Annotated in this window: 16 protein-coding genes; all 16 read right to left on the reverse strand. The window is 63.7% G+C overall.

What is annotated here, in order from left to right; all coding sequences use genetic code 11:
- Positions 1–172: 172 nt before the first annotated feature.
- A complete protein-coding gene (locus tag IVB24_RS16915) occupies positions 173–1,141 on the reverse strand; it encodes a zinc-binding dehydrogenase (RefSeq protein WP_247773816.1) in 969 nt (322 codons plus the stop codon).
- Positions 1,142–1,166: 25 nt separating this feature from the next.
- On the reverse strand, positions 1,167–2,162 hold the full coding sequence (locus IVB24_RS16920; protein ID WP_094975073.1) for a nitronate monooxygenase family protein: 996 nt from the start codon (positions 2,160–2,162) through the stop codon (positions 1,167–1,169).
- Positions 2,163–3,023: 861 nt separating this feature from the next.
- Positions 3,024–4,628 carry an IS1182 family transposase gene (locus IVB24_RS16925; protein ID WP_247773817.1) on the reverse strand — a complete coding sequence of 535 codons (1,605 nt, stop codon included), beginning with the start codon at positions 4,626–4,628 and terminating at the stop codon, positions 3,024–3,026.
- Between the two features lie 120 nt (positions 4,629–4,748).
- Complete coding sequence (locus IVB24_RS16930) at positions 4,749–5,399, reverse strand: hypothetical protein (protein WP_247773818.1); 651 nt, start codon at positions 5,397–5,399, stop codon at positions 4,749–4,751.
- 48 nt (positions 5,400–5,447) lie between these two features.
- A complete protein-coding gene (locus tag IVB24_RS16935) occupies positions 5,448–5,645 on the reverse strand; it encodes a hypothetical protein (RefSeq protein ID WP_247773820.1) in 198 nt (65 codons plus the stop codon).
- 250 nt (positions 5,646–5,895) lie between these two features.
- Positions 5,896–7,638, reverse strand: coding sequence for a phospholipase D-like domain-containing protein (locus IVB24_RS16940; RefSeq protein WP_247774112.1), 1,743 nt, complete (start codon positions 7,636–7,638; stop codon positions 5,896–5,898).
- A 608-nt stretch (positions 7,639–8,246) separates the two neighbouring features.
- Positions 8,247–9,653, reverse strand: coding sequence for a hypothetical protein (locus IVB24_RS16945; protein ID WP_247773821.1), 1,407 nt, complete (start codon positions 9,651–9,653; stop codon positions 8,247–8,249).
- A 545-nt stretch (positions 9,654–10,198) separates the two neighbouring features.
- The gene (locus tag IVB24_RS16950) at positions 10,199–10,984 is read right to left on the reverse strand and encodes a fumarylacetoacetate hydrolase family protein (protein WP_247773822.1); all 786 of its coding nucleotides are present in this window, start codon (positions 10,982–10,984) and stop codon (positions 10,199–10,201) included.
- A complete protein-coding gene (locus tag IVB24_RS16955) occupies positions 10,984–12,003 on the reverse strand; it encodes a 2-dehydropantoate 2-reductase (RefSeq protein WP_140478167.1) in 1,020 nt (339 codons plus the stop codon). Before IVB24_RS16955 ends, IVB24_RS16950 begins: the two co-directional genes overlap by 1 nt.
- A gap of 99 nt (positions 12,004–12,102) precedes the next feature.
- Complete coding sequence (locus IVB24_RS16960) at positions 12,103–12,531, reverse strand: CBS domain-containing protein (RefSeq protein WP_094975068.1); 429 nt, start codon at positions 12,529–12,531, stop codon at positions 12,103–12,105.
- Between the two features lie 190 nt (positions 12,532–12,721).
- The gene (gene oxlT / locus IVB24_RS16965) at positions 12,722–14,044 is read right to left on the reverse strand and encodes an oxalate/formate MFS antiporter (RefSeq protein ID WP_247773823.1); all 1,323 of its coding nucleotides are present in this window, start codon (positions 14,042–14,044) and stop codon (positions 12,722–12,724) included.
- 252 nt (positions 14,045–14,296) lie between these two features.
- Positions 14,297–15,586, reverse strand: a complete 1,290-nt coding sequence (gene oxlT / locus IVB24_RS16970; RefSeq protein WP_094975066.1) for an oxalate/formate MFS antiporter — start codon at positions 15,584–15,586, stop codon at positions 14,297–14,299.
- Between the two features lie 401 nt (positions 15,587–15,987).
- Positions 15,988–17,487 carry a tripartite tricarboxylate transporter permease gene (locus tag IVB24_RS16975; protein ID WP_247773824.1) on the reverse strand — a complete coding sequence of 500 codons (1,500 nt, stop codon included), beginning with the start codon at positions 17,485–17,487 and terminating at the stop codon, positions 15,988–15,990.
- A 42-nt stretch (positions 17,488–17,529) separates the two neighbouring features.
- On the reverse strand, positions 17,530–18,027 hold the full coding sequence (locus IVB24_RS16980; RefSeq protein WP_140478172.1) for a tripartite tricarboxylate transporter TctB family protein: 498 nt from the start codon (positions 18,025–18,027) through the stop codon (positions 17,530–17,532).
- An 86-nt stretch (positions 18,028–18,113) separates the two neighbouring features.
- Positions 18,114–19,118 (reverse strand): tripartite tricarboxylate transporter substrate-binding protein, encoded by a 1,005-nt coding sequence (locus IVB24_RS16985; protein ID WP_094975063.1) that lies wholly within the window; start codon positions 19,116–19,118, stop codon positions 18,114–18,116.
- A 425-nt stretch (positions 19,119–19,543) separates the two neighbouring features.
- Positions 19,544–19,681 (reverse strand): hypothetical protein, encoded by a 138-nt coding sequence (locus IVB24_RS16990; protein WP_162848635.1) that lies wholly within the window; start codon positions 19,679–19,681, stop codon positions 19,544–19,546.
- Positions 19,682–19,890 lie beyond the last annotated feature (209 nt).

Consider the following 19,890-nt stretch of genomic DNA (forward strand, 5'->3'; position numbering starts at 1 on the left):
TCATGCCCGGGCTTGTCCCGCCTGTGCGGCCGAAGCCGCTTCGGCGAGACCAAGGCCCGGGCATCCACGTTCTTCGTGCCACGCGGCAAAGACGTGGATGGCCGGGACAAGGCCCGTCCATGACGGGCGGAGGGAGAGGGGCCATGCCGCTCTCGTTCCGCTGCCGCACCACTCACATCGTCACGACGATCTTCCCCAGATGCTTGTTCGCTTCCATGTGCTCGAACGCCTGGTCGATGTCGGCGAATGCGAACACCCGGTCGATCGGCAGCTGGAGCTTGCGCGATTCGACCGCGCCCCAGATGTCCTTTCTGACCTCCTCGAAGATCTCGCGGACCTCTTCGATGGTGCGGGTGCGGAAGGTGACGCCGACATAGTCGATGCGGCGCGCCGCGTGCAGGTCGAAGTTGAAATCGGCATGGGTGCCGCCGAGCCGGCCGACATTGACGATGCGGCCCTTCACCTTGGTCGCGGCGAGGTTCTGGCTCGCGACCTTGCCCGAGACCTGATCGACGATGAGGTCGACGCCTTCGCCGTTCGTCGCCTTCAGGACCTCGTCGACCCATTTGGGATCGGAGCTGTCGACCGCGAGGTCGGCGCCGTACTCCTTCAGCCGGCCGCGGCGGGTGGCATCGGTCGAGGAGCCGATCACGAGCTTTGCGCCCTTGAGTCTTGCAATTTGCATCGCCATCAGCCCGACGCCGGAGCTCGCGCCCTGGATCAGCACGCTCTGGCCCGGCTGCACGCCGCCGACGGTGACGACGGCGTTGTGCATGGTCGCGAGCGCGACGGGCAGGGTGGCGGCTTCCTCGAAATTCATGTTCGAGGGCGCACGGAACAGCCGGCCGTGATCGGCCAGCGTGTACTCGGCAAACGCAGCGCTGCCCGAGCCCATGATGCGGTCGCCGACCTCTAAGCCCTTGGCGTCCGGCCCGAGCTCGGCGACCTCGCCGGCCCATTCCATGCCGAGCACGGTGCCGGCGCCGCCGGCCGCACCGTGCGCGTGCCCCTTGCGCATGCCGGTGTCGGCGCGATTGAGCCCGCAGGCGCGCACGCGGACGAGCACTTGCGTGCCCTTGGGTTTTGGTTGAGCGACGTCGGAAATCCGAGCGCCATCAGCGCCATAGACATAAGCCTTCATGTATTGCTCTCGCTTGTTGCAGTGATTATTCCGCGGCTTGCGCGCTTGGATGAGCGATCATGCCCTCGAGCCGGCTGCGGATGATGGCTTCCGCCTCGCGCACGATGCGGGAGACCAACTCGGCGCAGCTCGGGATGTCCTGGATCAGGCCCTGCACCTGGCCGGCCGACCAGATGCCTTCGTCGGAATTGCCTGTTGCATACACCATCTTGCCGCGGGCGCCCGCGACCAGCTCGCGGATATCCTCGAACTTCGCGCCCTCCTTCTCCATCGCGACGACCTTGGTCGAGATCTCGTTCTTGGCGACGCGCGAGGTGTTGCGCATGGTGCGGAAGATCAGCTCGGTCTCGCGCTCGTCGTTGGCGACGATCTTCTCCTTGATGAGCTGATGGATCGGGCTCTCCCTGGTCGCCATGAAGCGCGTGCCCATGTTGATGCCCTCGGCGCCCAGCGCCAGTGCCGCAACGAGGCCGCGGGCGTCGGCAAAGCCCCCCGAGGCGATCATCGGGATCTTGATCTTGTTGGCCGCGGCCGGGATCAGGATCAGGCCGGGCGTGTCGTCCTCGCCGGGATGGCCGGCGCATTCGAAGCCGTCGATCGAGATGGCGTCGACGCCCATGCGCTCGGCCGAGAGCGCGTGGCGGACGCTGGTGCATTTGTGCACGACCTTGACGCCATGCTTTTTGAACTCGTCGACATGCTCCTGCGGCTTGTTGCCGGCGGTCTCGACCACGGTGATGCCGGCTTCGATGATCGCGGCGCGGTATTCGGCATAAGGCGGCGGCTTGATCGCGGGCAGGATGGTGAGGTTGACGCCGAACGGCTTGTCGGTGAGGTCGCGGCAGCGCGCGATCTCCCTGGTCAGATCCTCCGGCGTCGGCTGGGTCAGCGCGGTGATGAAGCCGAGCGCGCCGGCATTGGCAACGGCGGCGACCAGCTCGGCGCGTCCAACCCATTGCATGCCGCCCTGGACGATCGGGTGCTCGACGCCGACGAGTTTCGTGAACCGTGTCTGCAACATGATGTTCCCCCTGGGCGGCGTAGGCTTTGTTATCGGTTGATGCGTGGAGGATGCCGCCGGGGTTGGCAAAAGTCTATCAGCGGGGCGTGCGGTGGGGGCAGGGCGATCATGCAGGGAGGGGGAGGATTCCGTGGCGTGGATAATCCTGGGCACGGATAACCTCGATCCGGCTTTTCAAACACTGGACACACCTTCGCGCTCTCGCGGCATCTCGCCCGAGCTTTGCTTCGTCGCGTTGCCCTCATGAAAGACAAGGGCGCAGGGAAGGCCGGGCGCCGGCTGGCACCCGTAAGTCCGTGCGCAAAAAGACGCACACGGGGTGGACCACAGGTGAGCCGAACGCCCGGCCTTCCCTGCGCGATGGTTTACGGCGTACTTCGTGCCCTCCCCGGGGAGCGTTGCACTATTGCCCCCGTCGCCTTGCGGATGACTGATGCGCGCACCGGTTGGCCGCCACATCACCACAGGACTTGACGCACAAACCCCGGGCGTCAGGACCACACGACTTGACCGTCCGCGCACGTCCTCGCTGGGAATCCGAGGGGTGGCGTGTGCTCGCCCCCGAAGCCATGCGAAGACGCTGTCGGCGCCGGGTCGTATGCGCGAAGCGTGCCTTGCTCACGGTGTCCCGCCCTGCAATGCTGCCCGCGCCCGACGCCGTCGCGTCCATCGCACCCCGGCCCGCGGTTCGTGACGATCGCGATCCGCCCCTCGTCTCGGGCCAGAGTGAGTTGTTTGTACGGCAAATCCGAATTTCGGTAAAGTGGAATATTTGTGTGGGCGGGGATTGACAGGCGGGGTCGCGGATTTGATGGGGTGTTTTGCCCGACGAGGCTGGGCAAGAATTGGTCGTTGGCCGTCCTAGGCGGTAGCGCACCGGGGAGTTGCGAGCGGAGGCCGAAATATTCGCCAGAACGTCGCTAGAGCGACCTTCATGCCCTGCAGGAGGGCTGCGAAGGGGCATCGGCGAGGAGCGAGCGTCTTTGCGAGCGCGGCCAAGAACGCGTCGAAGCTGAGGATGTTGAGCACGCGGGTGAAATTGTAGCAGAGTGCCATCAAGCTCCACTCGCCGCCAACCTTGTTGAAGCCGCGGACCAGGAAATGACGATAGCCGGCACGGCATTTGAGCGTGCCGAAGGGATGCTCGACGATGCCAGAACGACGGCGCATCAGCTCGCCTGCGCCCTGCATCCGTGCGCGATGACGCTCAAGAACGTCTTCATGCTCCCAGCGACCGATCGCCCGGTAGGCCGCGTTCGAGCCGAGGCAACGGACCTTGAGGGGACAGGTCCTGCAGATCGCCCCACGCGCCGCGTAGCGGATCTCGATGCGGCCACTGGTGTTCTTCTGCCTGCTCTTCATCGGATGTAGCAGTTGGCCGGCGGGACAACGGTAGGTGTCGGATACGCCATCATAGTTGAAGTCCTTGAGGACAAAGCGGCCTTGCTTCTCAAGCCGGGAGTTGCCCTCCGGCACCGGCACATAGGCCACGATGCCATCATCCTCACAGGCCTTCAGTTCGCGACTGCTGTAATAGCCCTCATCTGCCAGCACCTGCAGGGCCTTGACCTCAAGGGCTTCTTTTGCGGCCATGGCCATCGCATGTAGCTGGCCGACGTCGCTGCTGTCGTTCACCACCTCGCTGGCGACAATGAGCTTGTGCTTGTCGTCGACGGCGGTCTGCACGTTATAGCCTGCGACCCCTTGGCCGCTCTTGACCAGAAGCCGGGCATCCGGATCGGTCAGGGACAATTGCGTCTCGCCGTTCTCTTCCAACCGAGCAAGATCGGCTTGTGCGCGCGAGCGCTTGGCCATCAGCGCCGCGACCTTCGCGCCAAGGTCACCTCCACCTGCGCTGCCACCATCGGGCCCATCCTTGCCGGGCTTCTTGGCTTCCGCGGCATCATTGTCCTCGAGGGACTTGCCGTAAGCCTCGATCTCCAGGTCAAGTTTTGCGATCTGATCGGCAAGCCTCTTGCGCGTAAAGATACTAGCCTTGCTGGCGTCGCCATGGAAAAACGAGCCGTCAATCGCAGCAACGCTGCCGCCGACAAGACCAAGCTCGCGCATCAGCAGCACGAAGCTGCGGTTGGCCGCCTTCAGAGCCGCCCAGTTCTCCTTGCGGAAGTTGGCGATCGTCCGATAGCCTGGCTTCAATCCCTTCAGCAGCCAGATCAGTTCCAGATTGCGGCCAGCTTCCCGCTCCAACCGACGCGACGACCTGATTTGGTTGATGTAGCCGTAAAGGTACAGCTTCAGCAGATCGGCCGGATCGTAAGGCGGCTGGCCGACCCCTTCGGCCTTGCGGTCAGCATGGCGAAAGCCGAGCTTGGCAAGGTCGAGGACGCCAACGAAGCTCTCGATCGCCCGGACCGGGTTGTCCGCCCCGACATAGTCCTCAACTCGCGCAGGAAGCAGACTGGGTTGCTCTCGGCTCTCGCCGGTCTTGAATGTGCGATTCGTCATGAACGGAATCGTACATCAACTCCCCAAAATGCCGAGTTCTTGCCCAGCCTCGTCGGGCGAGGGCGTCACGCCGGACGCGGCCGGTGCACTAAGGGCACTCCTGCATCAATGACGGCAGAGCTACTCCGCCGACAGCCGCATCATCTGGCGGCCGCCGTTCATGTCTTTGAGGCTGTTGACGAAGTTTTCCGGGCGCTGCCAGCGATAGGGGACCTTCAGGCCCATGAACTCGGCGATGTCGCCGATGAAGCCGGTGCAGTTCATGGTCTCGGCGTTCCAGACCGGCGAGTTCGCCTGCAGTTTCTTGATGTAGGCGAACACGCGCCTGGCGTCGGGCTCGTTCAGATAGACGCGATAGCTGGCGGTCAGATATTCCGGATCGAGATCGCCGTAGCTCGCGCCGGTCTCCGATGGCACGAAGGTGAGGTGGCCGAGCACGTAGGCCAACGTGTCGCCGGCGGGCGTGAGGCCGGCGACCTCGACCGCCTTCTCGCTGGTCTTGCCGTACCAGACGAAGGCGTGGCCCCAGCTCGCGGCCGTGCGGGCGCGGAAGTCGACGTAGTAGGGACCCTTCTCCGCGCGCGCGACGGAGCGCCGCGTCGATTGCGGCGCCGGTCGTGACGTGGAGTCGGTCGTGGCAAGCGCATTGGCGTCGGCAACGCGCTTGTTCGCTTCGTGGGCCGAGGTCGAGGGCGTCGTACACGCGATCATGGCCGCGAGGGCGAACCCCGCAAGGATGCAGGGTCCCGATCGATCAGGTTTGTTCGTCACGCGATGCCCCTCGACTGTCGGCCGCTTGCGCTGGTTTTGCGCTGAGTCTTAGTAGCGTGCACCGACCGGGCCAGGCGCCTTGCCGATCGGAGCTTTTCCAACCGGGCTTTTGCCAATCGGCATCTTGCCGATCGGTGCCTGCTCGGCCGGATAGACAGGCACGGGCTGGCGGCGCGGAAGATCCGCAGCGTTCGCAGCCGTCACCAGAGCAAGCGTGGCACCCAGAGCAATTATAATCTTCTTCACAGCGATACCCCTAGAAGGTTTGGTCGAAACACGGCCATGCCGTGCCCCCAGACACGCCTTCCAGAAGGGCGGCCGAATGCGACCAAGTTGCGGCGCGCGCGGGACATGTTGGCGGCATTGATCGGGCGCGCGCAGATGTGATGTGTACGGATGTTTCCCAGTTGCGCGGCTCCTGACGCCGCCGCAGCCGTTCGCGGGAGGGGCTTGCTTCGCGCGACCCGTCCCGCGAATTTCCGGGTGTTGTCACTCTTCAGGAGAACAGCAGCCGATCCTTGATCTTGTGCCCGACGGTGAAGTCGTCTTCGAACCACGCCTCTTCGCCCGGGCCCGGCGGCCGCGCCAGATGCAGCCTCTCGCCCTTGCTCTTGGCCTGCTTGACCGCGACCCGGAACGTGTAGTGGTCGAAGATGCTGAGCGCCTCGATCATGTAGGACACGGCGATGCGCCGGTCCTTGATGATCAGGAGATTTTCGCCGTTCTGGCGATCGGCGGGCTTGGAGAAATTGTACGATCCCAGATAGACCCGCGCTGTCGGCTTGTCGAAGTCGATCACGGTGAACTTGTGATGCATGCGCGTGCCGGTGCCGCCGGTCGGCTCCGACTTGAAGGGTTCCGGCACGTTGGCGCCAAGCTCGGCGGCGAACACCGGCGTGACGTTTCCGTTGGGGTCCTGCACGTCGATGCCGCCGACCTTCTTGTCGGATATGCCGTAGACGAAGATATTGCTGTCCTTGGTGAGGTCTTCGATGGCGTCACGCACGGAGCCGCCCGTCTGGAATAGAAAGGCGAGCGAGTAGAGCAATGACGACGTCGTGCTCTTGAGGTCGGCCGCGATCTCGTCAAGCTTGGCGTTGGCGGCGCTGTGCGGAGAGAACGCCACCTTGGCATCGATGCCGGGAAGGCCGAGATCTCGCCAGTCGGCCGAGGGCGTTGCGCCGAAGCCTGCGGCGCTGTTGCTCCGGGCGACGTAGCTGTCGAATGCTTCGAAGGCGAGATCGACAGGCTTCTGGCCGGTCACCTCCAGGGCGTTGTTGGCCTGCACGTAGAAGCCGCGCCAGGACAGGTTGGTCGATCCGAACACCACCTTCTTCACGGTCGGCCCGTTCACCGCGATCGTCTTGTTGTGCTGCAGATTGCCCATATGCTGGCGCAGCACGTTTTGACGTCCGGCCGAGGCGACCAGCCGGCTCTCCGCAGCAGTCTCCGCGGAATCGCTGTCGCCGTGCGCGTCGCTGTCGTCGATGATGATCTTGAGCGACGGTCCAAGCTGGACGAGACGGTCGAGGATTTCAGGCAGATTGAGGTCGTAGGCGACGACGCGGACCTCGGCCTGGTCGGCGATCGCCTCGTCGAGGGTTTGCAGGATCGCGCCGCGCGCCTCAAATCCCATCCAGGCCAGCGCGGCCTGCGTGTCGGGATGCGTCGGCTTGAAGTCGAGCCCCTTCGCGGCAAGCGGCGCTACCAGCGTGTTGATCGGGCCATGCGCCAGATAGCGGTCGACGAAGGCCTGCGACGAGACGAAGCCGCGGGTGAAGGTGACATTGGCGATGCCGGGATAGGTCTCGCGCGCGAGCTGGATCGGCGCCTGCTGCGGCTCGCCCTTGCTGAGGGCGCCCTGCGCATCCATGAACATCGGCGTGACGCGATAGATGAAGTCGCCGACGAGTTCGGCGTTACGTGGGAAATGCACCCAGCGGAATTTCTGGATCGGCGATTGCAGGGTCGAAAGCTTTTGGGGATTGACGTTGCCCGAGGCGTCGAGAAAGCCAAGCCGGTTGTTCAACGCAAAGAACGTGCTGCCGCTGGGCTCCTGGTACTCGATCGCGAAGCCGACGAAATTCGCCGGCGGCTGGCCGGCCTTCCAGTTCATCGCAACCAGCGTCATGCCGTCGCCGCGATGCAGTTTCAGCGAAAACGGCGCATTGGCGTTGGTGCCAACGACCTGGAAGCCCGACGCGCCCGGGGGTGGATTCGACGGGGTGGGCGGTGTCACTGCCGGCGTGGAAACGGCCGGCGGCGTCGTGGCTGGCGGCTTGGTCGACGTGCCCGCCTTCTCCGCGGGCTTGCCCGTGCCGGTCTCCTTCGTCTTGGACGCGCCGGTCTTGCTCTTCTTCGTAGTCTTGCTCTTCTTCGCCTTGGCGGCTTTCTTGCTCGCCTTGGACTTGCTTACCTTCTTGCCCGCCTTTGATTTGGCAGTCTTTGATTTGGCAGTCTTGGACTTCGCAGTCTTGGACTTCGCAGTCTTGGCCGATTTGGATTTCTTGGCCGACTTAGACTTCTTCTTGGCTGGTTTGGATTTGGCGGCGGTCCTTTTTGCCTTGGCTTTCGTCTTGGCTTTCGTCTTGGCTTTTGCCTTGGCCTTTGATTTCGACGTCTTTGCTTTGGAGTTGGTCTTCTTGGCAGACTTGGTGACTTTCCGGGCGGCCATAGACGCATCCTCCGAATATCAACGTTGGCCGGCATCGGCGTGCCGGTGCCGGCGATGGAATGATGATCGAGTCGAAAAACCAGAAATCCAAATGCTCGCGCCAAGATTGTATCACGGGCCGACCGAACCGAGAATAGCTGGCGGTCTCGATTTGTTACGGTGCAGGGGCAGTGTCATCCGATCCGGTTCAGGCCATTACGGATCGTCGAGAAGATGCCGCCGATGTCCTTGCGCAAGGCATCGAGCGCGTTGAAATTGTCGAAGACGCGGGCGAGGCGGTCTTCGACCTCGCGCTTGCTTTGGGTCAGCGCGTCGACGCGTGAGGCGAGGGTGACGTCGCCGTTCGCCTCGATCTCGCCGACGGTCCTGGCGAGGAGATCGCGGGTGGTGCCGACCTCCGCGATCAGGGCTTCGATTCCGAACACCGGTGCCTTCAACGGGACGAGGTCGGCCTGCGATTTCGACAGCTCCGCCTTGAAGGCGTTCAGCATAGCCAGCGTCGCCTGCAGAGCGCCGAGGCGCTGGCGCGACTGCAGGACGAACTCGTTCAGCGCGTTCTGGCGGTCGGTGAGGGTCTTGCCGTCGGCGTCCGTCTCGACATCGGCGAGGGAGCGTTCGAGCTGGGCCTGGCGCTGGCCGAGTTCCTCGAAGTCGAGCCTGATAGCCTTCAGGATGTCGAAGCTGTCGTCGATGCGGGCGAGGCGTTGCTCGATCTCGATCTTGTTCTTCGACAGCGTCTCGACGCGGGCGGGAAGCGGCGTCTCGCCGCCGGTCTCGAGCTCGTCGATGGTCTTGGCCAGGCGGTCATGGCTGAGGCTGAGCTCGCTGATCAGGGCGTTGATGCCGGCGTCGCTCGACCGTAAAGGCACGAGCTCGGCGTGGGATTTGGCGAGGTCTTCCTTGTACTGGTTGAGGGTCGCAAACGTCTCCTGCACCGCGCTCACCCGACCCAGAAGCGCCGCCACGTCGCGCGCGATGTCCCTCTGCCGGTCAGCGAGGTTGTTCTTGCGGTCGTCGGTCTCGAGGTCGTGCAGGGAGCGTTCGAGCTGGTTCTGACGGTCGCGGATTTCGGTGAAGACCGGCTCGACCGCGCGACGCTGGTCGGCGACCTTGCCGACCATCTCACGCAACGCCTGTTGGCGGCGGCGGATTTCGGCGAGCTGGTCGTGCATGTCGGTGGACTGGTTGCGGCCCTGCTGGAGCAGCGCGCGCTGCTCGGTCTCGTCGAGCTTGTCATGCAGCGCGGAGACCGCCTCCCGGGGATCGCTCTCGATCAGATGCTGGACGGTGGCGTCGAGATGGTTCTGCAGGGCGTGGGCGACGACGGCGTCCTCGCGGGTTTTCTTGAGGCGGTCGCGGAGCGTCTTCAGGCTGCGGTCCTGGCGTGACAGCCGCCAGGCGGAAGCGCCGATCAGGGCCAGCGCAAGGGCTGGGATCACCCCGGTCGCGATGCGTTGCGGCACCGGCAGGCTCGCGAACCAGGCGGGCAGGTGACTGATGTCGTAACCGAGCGCCTGCTGGGCGAAGACCGCGACGACGGCTAGCAGGCCGAACCAGGCAACCAGAAAGAACAGCCACATCGTGAATGCCTCACGCCGGCACAATCTCGCCATAGTTGCTATTGGAGAGCGGAACCGAGATCAAGGGGCGCGGGGGTCGCACGGCGTTTACCGCCGCACGATCCACAACGGGCTCGCGCAGGGCGTGCGGGCGGAGCGCCGGGCCCGCTTCACCAGCGACAGGATACGCGGCCAAATGCGAGGCGGCGCGTGCGCGTGCAACTCGGCGGGTTCGGACCGGGGCCAACACCAGGGCCAACGGCAATCGGCGGCCCGCTTCGGGCTATCGTTTCCCGAGGAAATTCGACCGCATCTTGTCGGCGAGCCAGACCACGAATATCGCAACGAATGAGAGAGCGGAGTACAGGGCCGTCCAATAAAGTGCGTTGGTGGCATTCGTCATGGCGTCCTCCCTTGCAATAGACATCGGTCTCTTGACAGGGAAGGATAGCGACAGCAGCGATAGCCGAACTTGCGGCGGATCAATATTACTGCGCTGCAGCGCGGATTTCCGGCGAGCCGTCATTTCAGGTTTTCGGTGTTGCGACCCGGAATGACAGCGAGAGCTACAGCCGAAACTCGTTGGTGAGCTCGCCGATGCCGTCGATCGCGACGGTCACCGTGTTGACCTGCTCCTTCATCACGCCGACGCCGACCGAGGTGCCGACGGCGATGAGGTCGCCGGGCAGCAGGGTCATGTCGTGGGAGATTTTGCTGACCAGCTCCTGTGCTGAGAAGATCATGTCGGAGAGCGGATAGTTCTGTCGCTCCGCGCCGTTGAGGATGGTGCGGACCACCAGCTTTGCCGGATCGAGGCCGGTGGCGATGACCGGGCCGAACGGGCCGTAATCGTCGATGCCCTTGGCGCGGGCCCATTGCGGGAAGGTGGGGTCGCTGGTCAGGATGTCGTTGGCGGTGATGTCGTTGACGCAGGTGTAGCCGAAGATGCAGCCGTGTGCCTCGGCCGGTGACACGCGGGCGCAGGTCTTGCCGATGACGATGCCGAGCTCGCCTTCATAGGTGGTCTTGCCGTCGTAATAAGAGGGGCGGCGGATCACGGCGCCGGGCGTCGTGATGCTGGTGGTGGCCTTGAGCAGATAGAGCGGCTCCGGCGGCTCGGGCTGGTTCAGCCTGGCCGCGAGCGCGTGGAAATTATTCCAGAGCGCGACGATCTTGCTGGGCGCGCAGGGCGCCAGCAGCTCGACCTCCGACAGCGCCAGACTCTTGCCGGTCGCGACGTTGCGACCGAACATCTCGCCCTCGTGCACGCTGATGCCCGATGAGCTCAGCGTTCCGAAGCCGGTCGCTCCGTTGTTCCGGAAGCGCAGCCATTGCTTCGTCTCGACCGCCATCACGCCACCGCCAGTGCGCGGGGATCGCTGGGTGTCGAGACGCCGTCATAGAGCCCGGCGATGCGGGCGCGCTGGGTCACCATCGCCAGCACGGAGTCGAGCGCGGGCGTGGCGATGCCGGTCAGCCGGCCCATCTCCTGCACCACGGTGACGAGCGGGTCGATCTCCATCGGCCGGCCGCGCTCGAGATCCTGCAGCATCGAGGTCTTGTGCGCGCCGACCTTGCGGGCGCCCTCGATCCGGCGCTCGACGTCGACGCGGAATTTGACGCCGAAGGTTTCGGCGATCGCTTGCGTCTCCACCATGATCGCGCGTGACAGCGCGCGCGTGGACGGATCGGTGCAGATCACGTCGAGCGTCGCATGGGTCAGCGCGCTGATCGGATTGAAGCAGACATTGCCCCACAGCTTGAGCCAGATCTCGTCGCGGATGCGATCGAGCACCGGCGCCTTCAGCCCGGCCGCGACGAACAGGTCGGCGAGGCGCTGCACGTCCGCGGTGACCTCGCCGGAGGGCTCGCCGAGCGGGAAATTGTTGCCGTAGACGTGGCGGATCAAGCCGGGCGCCTCGATCTCGGTGGCGGGATAGACGATGCAGCCGATGGCGCGCTCGGCGCCGATCTCGCGCCATTGCCGCCCGCCTGGGTCGATGCTCTCCAGCGTCGAATTCTCGTATTGGCCGCCATGCTTGAAGAAGTACCAATAGGGGATGCCGTTGACGGCGGTGACGATGCGGGTGTGGGGCCCGAGCAGCGGCTGCATCCTCTCGATCACACCGGTGATCGAATGCGCCTTCAGCGTGATGATGATGAAGTCCTGCACGCCGAGCTCGGCGGGATCGTCGGTGCAGCGCGGATGCACGGTGTGCGTCTCCCCGCCCGCGAGCAGCGTCAAGCCGTGCTCGCGCATGGCGGCAAGATGCGCGCCGCGTGCGATGAGGCTGACATCGGCGCCGGCGCGCGCAAGCTGAACCCCGAGATACCCGCCGATCGCGCCGGCGCCGTAGATGCAGATCTTCATGAAATCCTCGCGGGTGACCGGAATTTTGGACGAAAGATCCGGTCCGGCTCGGAAGGATCCGAGCCGGGGCCGGTAGTCACAGGGGAAGGGTCGTATCGCTTAGGCGGCGGCTTGCGGCTTGCCGTTGATGGCTTCGTCCATGGCAGCAGCGATGTCGCGCATGCTGATGACGGAGACGAGGCTGTAATTGTCGATGACAGGCAAATGGCGGATGTGATGCCGGTTCATCGAATGGCGGACCTGCTCGATCGTGTCGATCGAGCTGCAGGACACCAGCTGCTGCACCGAGACCAGCTGCGAGACCTTGACGTTGACGGCGTTCGCGCCGTGCTCGGCAACGGCCCGCACCACGTCGCGCTCGGTGAACATGCCGACCGCGGTATTACCCTCGGAGCGGACCACGTCCTTGACCACGAGAGCGCTGATGTTGTTGGCGCGCATCAGCTTGGCGGCGATACCCACCGTTTCGTTCATCCGTACCGTGACGACGCGTGGCGTCTTCTTGCGCAGAATGTCTCCGACCAGCATTGCAACCTCCCTGGGTGAATGTTGAAGCAAGTGTGGTATACATAATACCAATCGTCAAGCGCTGGTTTGGGTGATCCGAAAAATCTTGCGACAGCAATACTGACGTTGCCGGATGCGCGAGGGCGAAGGAGCCAAAGAAAAAGGGGCGCATCGCTGCGCCCCTTCCGACCGATCCGATGGCGCGTGGTCGCTACGCCGTCTCGGTCTTGGCGCTCGTCGTTGCGGTATTCGCGCTCTCGGCTTCCTTGCCCAGGATGAAGGAGCGGCGCAGCGGCTTGATCACGAACAGCGCCATCAGCGCCGCCGTCGCGTTCAGCGCCACGGCCACCACGAACACGGCCTTCCAGCCATAGGCGGTCGAGATGACGCTCGCGAGCGGCACCAGCAGCGAGGCGGTGCCCTTCGCGGTGTAGAGCATGCCGTTGTTGGTGGTCGCGAATTTCGAGCCGAAGGTGTCGCCGCAGGTCGCCGGGAACAGCGAGTAGATCTCGCCGAAGACGCCGAAATACACCGCGGTCGCGAGCACGAACACGACCGGGACGTGACCGTAGGCCGACAGCGCCAACAGCATGAGGGCTGCGGTGCCGAAGGCGATGAACATGGTGTTCTCGCGGCCGATCGTGTCGGACACGAAGCCGAAGAACGGGCGACCGAAGCCGTCGAAGATGCGGTCGAGCGAGATCGCGAACGTCAACGCCGCCATCTGGAAGCCCGCGAGCGTAACAGGCGTGTCGGCGATCTTGAAGTCGTGCGCGATCGGCGCGATCTGCGCCGCGGTCATCAGACCGCCGGAGGCGACCATGACGAAGACGAGGTACATCACCCAGAAAATAGGGGCGCGCAGCACCTGCGGCGGCGTGAAGTCGATCTTGGTCTGCGGCAGATTGAGCTGCTTCTTCTTCGGCGGGATCGAGATTCGCGGCGGCTGGATGAAGAAGGCGAGCACGAACACGATCACGCCCTGGCCGATGCCGAAGCTCAGGAAGGCGTGCTGATAGCCGCTCGATGCGATCATGTTGGCGATCGGCACCACCGTGATTGCGGCGCCGGCGCCGAAGCCGGCGGCGGTTGCGCCGGCGGCGAGGCCGCGGCGATCGGGAAACCATTTGAGCGCGTTGCCGACGCAGGTGCCGTACACCGCGCCCGCACCGATGCCGCCGATGACGGCCGCCGTGTAGAGCAGGGGAAGGCTGTCGGCGTAGGAATTGAGGATCCAGGACAGCGCGATCATCACGCCGCCGAACATGACGACGATGCGCGGGCCGTACTTGTCGACGAACCAGGCCTCGACCGGCACCAGCCAGGTCTCGGTGACGACGAAGATGGTGAAGGCGAGCTGGATCGCGGCGCGGCCCCAATGGTGGGCGTGATCGATCGGATCGACGAACAGCGTCCAGCCATATTGCAGGTTGGCGATCATCGCCATGCAGACGATGCCCATGGCGAGCTGGAGCCAACGGAAACCTGTGCGAAGAGGCGCGGCCGTGACGGCGCCATCCGTGCTGGAAATCATCAAGAACCTCCCAATGCGCCTGATTGAATGCGACGTGGGATTGCAAGATGACCCAGTGTCGCAAATATTGTGTCTTATCGTCGCAAGCGCTCTGCGGAGCTTGGTATACCATATTCCAGAAATCAAGCTCTAACTGCGGCGGATTGTCACAAATCTACGGTTCCATGGCCGTGGGGAGGCGGGGACTCGCCAAACGAAAACGCCCGGCCGCGAGGCCGGGCGTCTGCTCGGTGAAGAGCTATGGGGAGCGCGTCAGGCGAGGGTCGAGTTGGCGACCACGACCTTGCGCCACGGTTTGAGCACCGCGATCGCCAGCAGCGAAGCCAGGACGTTGGCGCCGGCCGCGATGATGAACACGCTGTCCCAGGTACCCGACGATTGCTGCATGTAATTGGCGATCGGCACCAGCAGTGCGGCGGTGCCCTTCGCGGTGTAGAGCAGGCCGGCATTGGTGGTCGCGAACTTGGCGCCGAACGTGTCGGTGCAGGTCGAGGGGAACAGCGAGTAGATCTCACCCCAGGCGAAGAACACGAAGCCCGAGAGCAGCACGAACCAGATCGGATCGTGGCCCCAGAGGTAGAGCATCCAGATGCCGACACCTTCCATGCCGAAGGCGATGAACATCGTGTTCTCGCGGCCGATCATGTCGGAGATCCAGCCGAAGAACGGACGCGTCAGGCCGTTGAGCACGCGGTCGATCGTGGCCGCGAACGTCACTGCCGTCATCGTCACCGCCATCAGCGTGACCGGTACGTTGTCGACCTTCCAATCGGCCGCGATGGGCTTCAGGTTCGCCGTCACCATCAGGCCGCCGGCGCCGACGATCACGAACATGAAATACATCAGCCAGAAGATCGGTTGGCGCAGCACTTCGGTCGGCTGGTAGTTGCGCCGGGTCTGCAGCAGATTGGCGTTCGCCACCACGTTCGGCACCTGACCCGCTTTCGGCGCGAGCAGGAAGAAGGCCAGGATGCAGATGATGATGCCCTGTCCGAGGCCGAAATAGAGGAAGGTGGTCTGGAATCCACTGTCCTTGATCATGGCCTGGATCGGCGCGACGGTCAGCGCGGAGCCCGCACCAAAGCCCGCGGCCGTGATGCCCGCGGCAAGACCGCGCTTGTCCGGAAACCATTTCAGCGCGTTGCCGACGCAGGTGCCGTAGACGCCGCCGGCGCCGATGCCGGCGACGATCATGCCGAGATAGTAGCCGTTGAGCGTGGTGGCCTGCGCGTTGATCGCCCAGCCGATGGCGCAAAGCACGCCGCCGACCAGCACCACGAGTCGCGGACCGTATTTGTCGACGAACCATCCTTCGATCGGGACCAGCCAAGTCTCGAACAGGACGAAGAGGGTAAAGGCCCATTGGATCGACGCGCGATCCCAGCCGAACTTCTTCTGGATGTCGGGGACGAAGAACGTCCAGCCGTATTGATAATTGGCGATCATCACCATCGCCGCTACACCCACCGCCAATTGCGCCCAGCGATACGTGTCGCTAACGCGCCCGGCTGTAGGGGCCGTTGCCTGCACCATGTCCGTCATTAAAAACCCTCCCGAACGCGCCGATCATTTTTATGCATGCGCTGGCGGGCATACTGGTATGCATTATGCCAAGATTCAACCGAGGGAGAGAGAGGTGCGGCAAAATAACGCGTGTTCACATGCGCGATGAGCGCGGGATTGTAAAGCCCCATCGCTGTCGAGCGTTGTCGGCGCCAATGGCGGCTGATCCCATTCAAAGCGCTGATTGAATAGATACTATTCGTTCGGCGGCGGCGCCGTAAGCGCGACGTAGAAGGCCGCGCGCTGGGGACTTCGATGCGTGCACCGCTTTGCGGCCGCCGACGCGCGGTCGATCGGAGATCGCGCAATTCCTGGAATTCTATATTCCAGAAGTCCGACCTGCGGCAATTTGGCGTTGGCGGCGTCGCGGATTGCGCGCCTCACGCCATCGACGTGCGCAGCCGGCTGTAACCTTCCTGGATCAAAGACCAGAACAGGGCGACGAGACCGAGCGCCATGATCGTGCTGACGAGGCCGTTGGAGAAGAACACGCCGAGCGAGCCCTGCGATCCCAGCAGCGATTGCCGAAAGGCCTCCTCCGCCTTGTCGCCGAGCACGATGGCGAGCACCAGGGGCGCGAGCGGGTAGTTGCACTTCTTCAGGAGATAGCCGAGCACGCCGAACACCAGCATCAGCATCACGTCGAAGGTGCTGTTGTGCACCGAGTAGGCGCCGATTGCACAGAGCACGAGGATCAGCGGCGCGATGATGCCGAAGGGCACCCGAAGGATCGCGGCGAAGATCGGCACGCAGGTGAGCACGACGATGAGGCCGGCGAGATTGCCGAGATACATCGAGGCGATCAGGCCCCAGACGAATTCCTTCTGCTCGACGAACAGCATCGGACCGGGCTGCAGGCCCCAGATCAAGAGGCCGCCAAGCAGGACGGCCGCGGTCGGGGAGCCGGGCACGCCGAGCGAGAGCATCGGCAGCAGCGCCGCGGTGCCGGCGGCATGCGCCGCCGTCTCCGGCGCGATCACGCCTTCGATCTCACCCTTGCCGAAGTTGTTGCCGCGCCGCGACACCCGTTTGGCAATGCCGTAACTCATGAAGGATGCCGGCGTCGCGCCGGCGGGCGTGATGCCCATCCAGCATCCGATCACGCAGGAACGCAGCGAGGTCATCCAATAGGCGGGCAGCTCGCGCCAGGTCTGGAGCACAACCCGAAGATTGATGGCGGCATTGCCACCGCGGAATGCCAGCCCTTCCTCCATGGTCAGCAGGATCTCGCCGATGCCGAACAGGCCGATCACGGCGATCAGGAAGTCGAAGCCGTTGAGCAGCTCCGTGACGCCGAAGGTCAGCCGCAACTGCCCTGTGATCGAATCGAGGCCAACCGCCGCGAGTGCAAAGCCCATCATCATCGCCGCAATGGTCTTGAACGGGGGCTCCTTGCTCAAACCGACGAAGCTGCAGAAGGCGAGGAAGTACACGGCGAATTTTTCTGCCGGACCAAACCGCAGCGCGAAGCTCGCGACGAGGGGCGCAACGAGGGTGATCATGATGACCGCAAACAGCGCCCCCACGAAGGACGACGTGAAGGCGGCGGTCAGCGCTTCGCCGGGTTTGCCCTGTTGCGCCATCGGATAGCCGTCGAAGGTCGTCGCCACTGACCAAGGCTCGCCGGGTATGTTGAACAGGATCGAGGTGATGGCGCCACCGAACAAGGCCCCCCAATAGATGCAGGACAGCATGATGATCGCCGACGTCGGCGGCATGCTGAAGGTCAGCGGCAGGAGGATCGCCACGCCGTTGGCGCCGCCGAGCCCCGGAAGCACACCGATGATGACACCGAGCGTGATGCCGATGATCATCAGCATGATGTTGTAAGGTTGCAGGGCGACCGCGAAGCCGTGAAACAGGTTGGCTAACTCTTCCATGTCGATGAGTCCTGCAGCAGTAACTGAATAAATATGCGGCTATTACAGACCGAGCCACTCCTCGAGCGGACCCTTGGGAAGCGGGACCAGGAACCAGCGCTCGAAAACCAGATAGGTCAGGACCGGCATGCCGACCGCAATTGCAATGGTCGTCAGCCAGCGATAGCCGCCGAGCCAGCGCATGAACCAGGCGATGAAGACCATCGATGCGACGTAGAGACCGATGAACGGCATCGAGCCGACATAGATCGCGGTGGGCACGACGACGCTCATGACCTGGCGCAGCTGTCCCCACTCTGCGAACAGCCGGCCGTCGTCGTCGCGTTGCGCGTGCCAGAGGTTGATGGCGCTTGCGCCGACGATGGCGGCCCCGACATAGAAGGGAAAGAAGCCGGCACGTGGGCCCTCCGCACCCCAGTTGATGCCGGCCTTCAGGCTGCCGAAGATCACGACCAGCCCGAAGACGGCGATCAACAGCGCCATGCCGATTTCCAGCGTCTTGTGTGCGGGGCCAGATCCGGATCCGGATCGTTCAGTCATGGGACCTCCAGGCGGAAACGCAGTCTTTCGCGGTCGCGGCAGGCGTGAGGACGACCAGCGTCCTCAGCCGTCGTCGATGGCGCGGCTCAATTCGCCGACGCGAGGAAGCCGGCTTCCTTCATCAAGCCTTCGTGGCGCTTCTCCTCCGCCTCGATCCACTTGGCGTAGTCGGCGCCCGTCATGAAGGTCGTGTTGAAGGCGCCGCTCTTCATGAACTCCTGCCATTCTGGCGTGGCGCGGACCTTCTTGAACAGCTCGACGTAATATTCGATCTGATCCTTCGTGGCCTTGGGCGGCATGAAGATGCCGCGCAGCATCAGGTATTCCATCGCCAGGCCCTGCGACTTGCAGGTCGGGATATCCTTCCACGCCTTGCCGTCGGCGATCGGCTCGTCATAGGCCATCGGCTGGCCGTCAAACACGCAGAGCGGACGGAGTTTGCCGCCGCGCCATTGCGCGACCGCTTCGATCGGATTGTTGACGGTCGAATCGACGTGGTTGCCGACGAGTTGCACCGCCACTTCGCCGCCGCCCTTGTAGGGAATGTAGGTGAACTTCGTGTCGACCGCTTTCTCGATGCCGACCGTGATGATCTGGTCTTCCTGCTTGGAGCCGGTGCCTCCCATCTTGAACGAGCCGGCCGGGGCCTTCTTCGCGGCGTCGACGTAATCCTTGACGCTGTTGTACGGCTTCTCGGCGTTGACCCAGAGCACGAATTCGTCGAGTGCGAGCATGGCGACCGGCGTCAGGTCCTTCCAGTTGAACGGAATTCCGGTCGCCAGCGGTGTCGTAAACAGGTTCGACAGCGTGATGATGATCTTGTGAGGATTGCCCGATGCCGTCTTTACGTCGAGAAATCCTTCGCCGCCGGCGCCACCGGCCTTGTTGATGACGACGAGCGGCTGCTTCATCAGATTGTGCTTGGTGACGATGCCTTGGACGGTGCGCGCCATCTGATCGGCGCCGCCGCCGGTGCCCGCAGGCACGATGAACTCGACCGGGCGGACCGGCTCCCAACCCGCAGAGCTTGCGGTGCTGACGCACGACACCGCGATCGCCGCCGCGGCGACATTCAGAACAAATAGCTTCATCTTACTCTCTCCCTGTCCAACCCTAACCGCGCCGCTCTTTGTCGGCTTGCGTCAGCCCATCCCGGATTACGTGCCTTGGATCATCCTTTGCGGATCGCCCATTGCAGTGGTCTTACCAACTGAACTTTATGAGGAGGGACAAGGCCCGGCATCCGCTTCTTTGGGATAAGTTTCTCGGCCGCTCCCACCCTGCATCACGCACCCTGCTTAACACCTTGGGTTGCGCCACCATTATTTTGAATAATGGTATGCGAGATGCCAGTGGACAAACAATTGGATCAGCTGGCGCCCAGCCGGACCAATCGTCGCACTTGCCCCGGCAGGAGGCCGCGCGAGGACAAAAAAATGGCCCCCTTTCGGGGGCCATGTCGGTCTGCCGGTTTTCCGGCGAGCAGGCTCTGTTTCTGTTGAAGCGCCTGCGCGCTTCAGAGGCCGAAACGGGGCAGGTCGCCGTTGCGGTTGGAAACCTGCGCGCTCGCCATCAAGAATCGGTCGATCGAGGCGAGCAGGCGGGCGAACAGCGAGGCGGAGGGGGCGAGAGCGACGGAAGCGGTCTTGGACATCGGAATTCCTTTCTCGAGACGGTCAGCAGTGCTGTCTCTTTTCGAGAGGAACTCTATGTATACCAGATGCCAAAGTCTACGCGCCTGTTTGCATAGCAGCACGCGCTCTCTCGCATTGCAGCATAACGCCGCGTTAACGGGCCGTTCGGACATAAGATTGCAAGCGCGGCGCGGTCCGCGGATCTTTCGCAGCCGAGGGACGGAAAAAG

The sequence above is a fragment of the Bradyrhizobium sp. 192 genome (genome assembly GCF_023100965.1).
Classification (GTDB): domain Bacteria; phylum Pseudomonadota; class Alphaproteobacteria; order Rhizobiales; family Xanthobacteraceae; genus Bradyrhizobium; species Bradyrhizobium symbiodeficiens.

Coding starts and splice junctions, on each gene's coding strand:
- IVB24_RS16925 (WP_247773817.1), bottom strand. CDS start 4,628: ATGACGAATCGCACATTCAAGACCGGCGAGAGCCGAGAGCAACCCAGT.
- IVB24_RS16975 (WP_247773824.1), bottom strand. CDS start 17,487: ATGGAAGAGTTAGCCAACCTGTTTCACGGCTTCGCGGTCGCCCTGCAA.
- IVB24_RS16915 (WP_247773816.1), bottom strand. CDS start 1,141: ATGAAGGCTTATGTCTATGGCGCTGATGGCGCTCGGATTTCCGACGTC.
- IVB24_RS16960 (WP_094975068.1), bottom strand. CDS start 12,531: ATGCTGGTCGGAGACATTCTGCGCAAGAAGACGCCACGCGTCGTCACG.
- IVB24_RS16980 (WP_140478172.1), bottom strand. CDS start 18,027: ATGACTGAACGATCCGGATCCGGATCTGGCCCCGCACACAAGACGCTG.
- IVB24_RS16950 (WP_247773822.1), bottom strand. CDS start 10,984: ATGGCGGTCGAGACGAAGCAATGGCTGCGCTTCCGGAACAACGGAGCG.
- oxlT (WP_247773823.1), bottom strand. CDS start 14,044: ATGATTTCCAGCACGGATGGCGCCGTCACGGCCGCGCCTCTTCGCACA.
- IVB24_RS16955 (WP_140478167.1), bottom strand. CDS start 12,003: ATGAAGATCTGCATCTACGGCGCCGGCGCGATCGGCGGGTATCTCGGG.
- IVB24_RS16990 (WP_162848635.1), bottom strand. CDS start 19,681: ATGTCCAAGACCGCTTCCGTCGCTCTCGCCCCCTCCGCCTCGCTGTTC.
- IVB24_RS16920 (WP_094975073.1), bottom strand. CDS start 2,162: ATGTTGCAGACACGGTTCACGAAACTCGTCGGCGTCGAGCACCCGATC.
- oxlT (WP_094975066.1), bottom strand. CDS start 15,586: ATGACGGACATGGTGCAGGCAACGGCCCCTACAGCCGGGCGCGTTAGC.
- IVB24_RS16985 (WP_094975063.1), bottom strand. CDS start 19,118: ATGAAGCTATTTGTTCTGAATGTCGCCGCGGCGGCGATCGCGGTGTCG.
- IVB24_RS16945 (WP_247773821.1), bottom strand. CDS start 9,653: ATGTGGCTGTTCTTTCTGGTTGCCTGGTTCGGCCTGCTAGCCGTCGTC.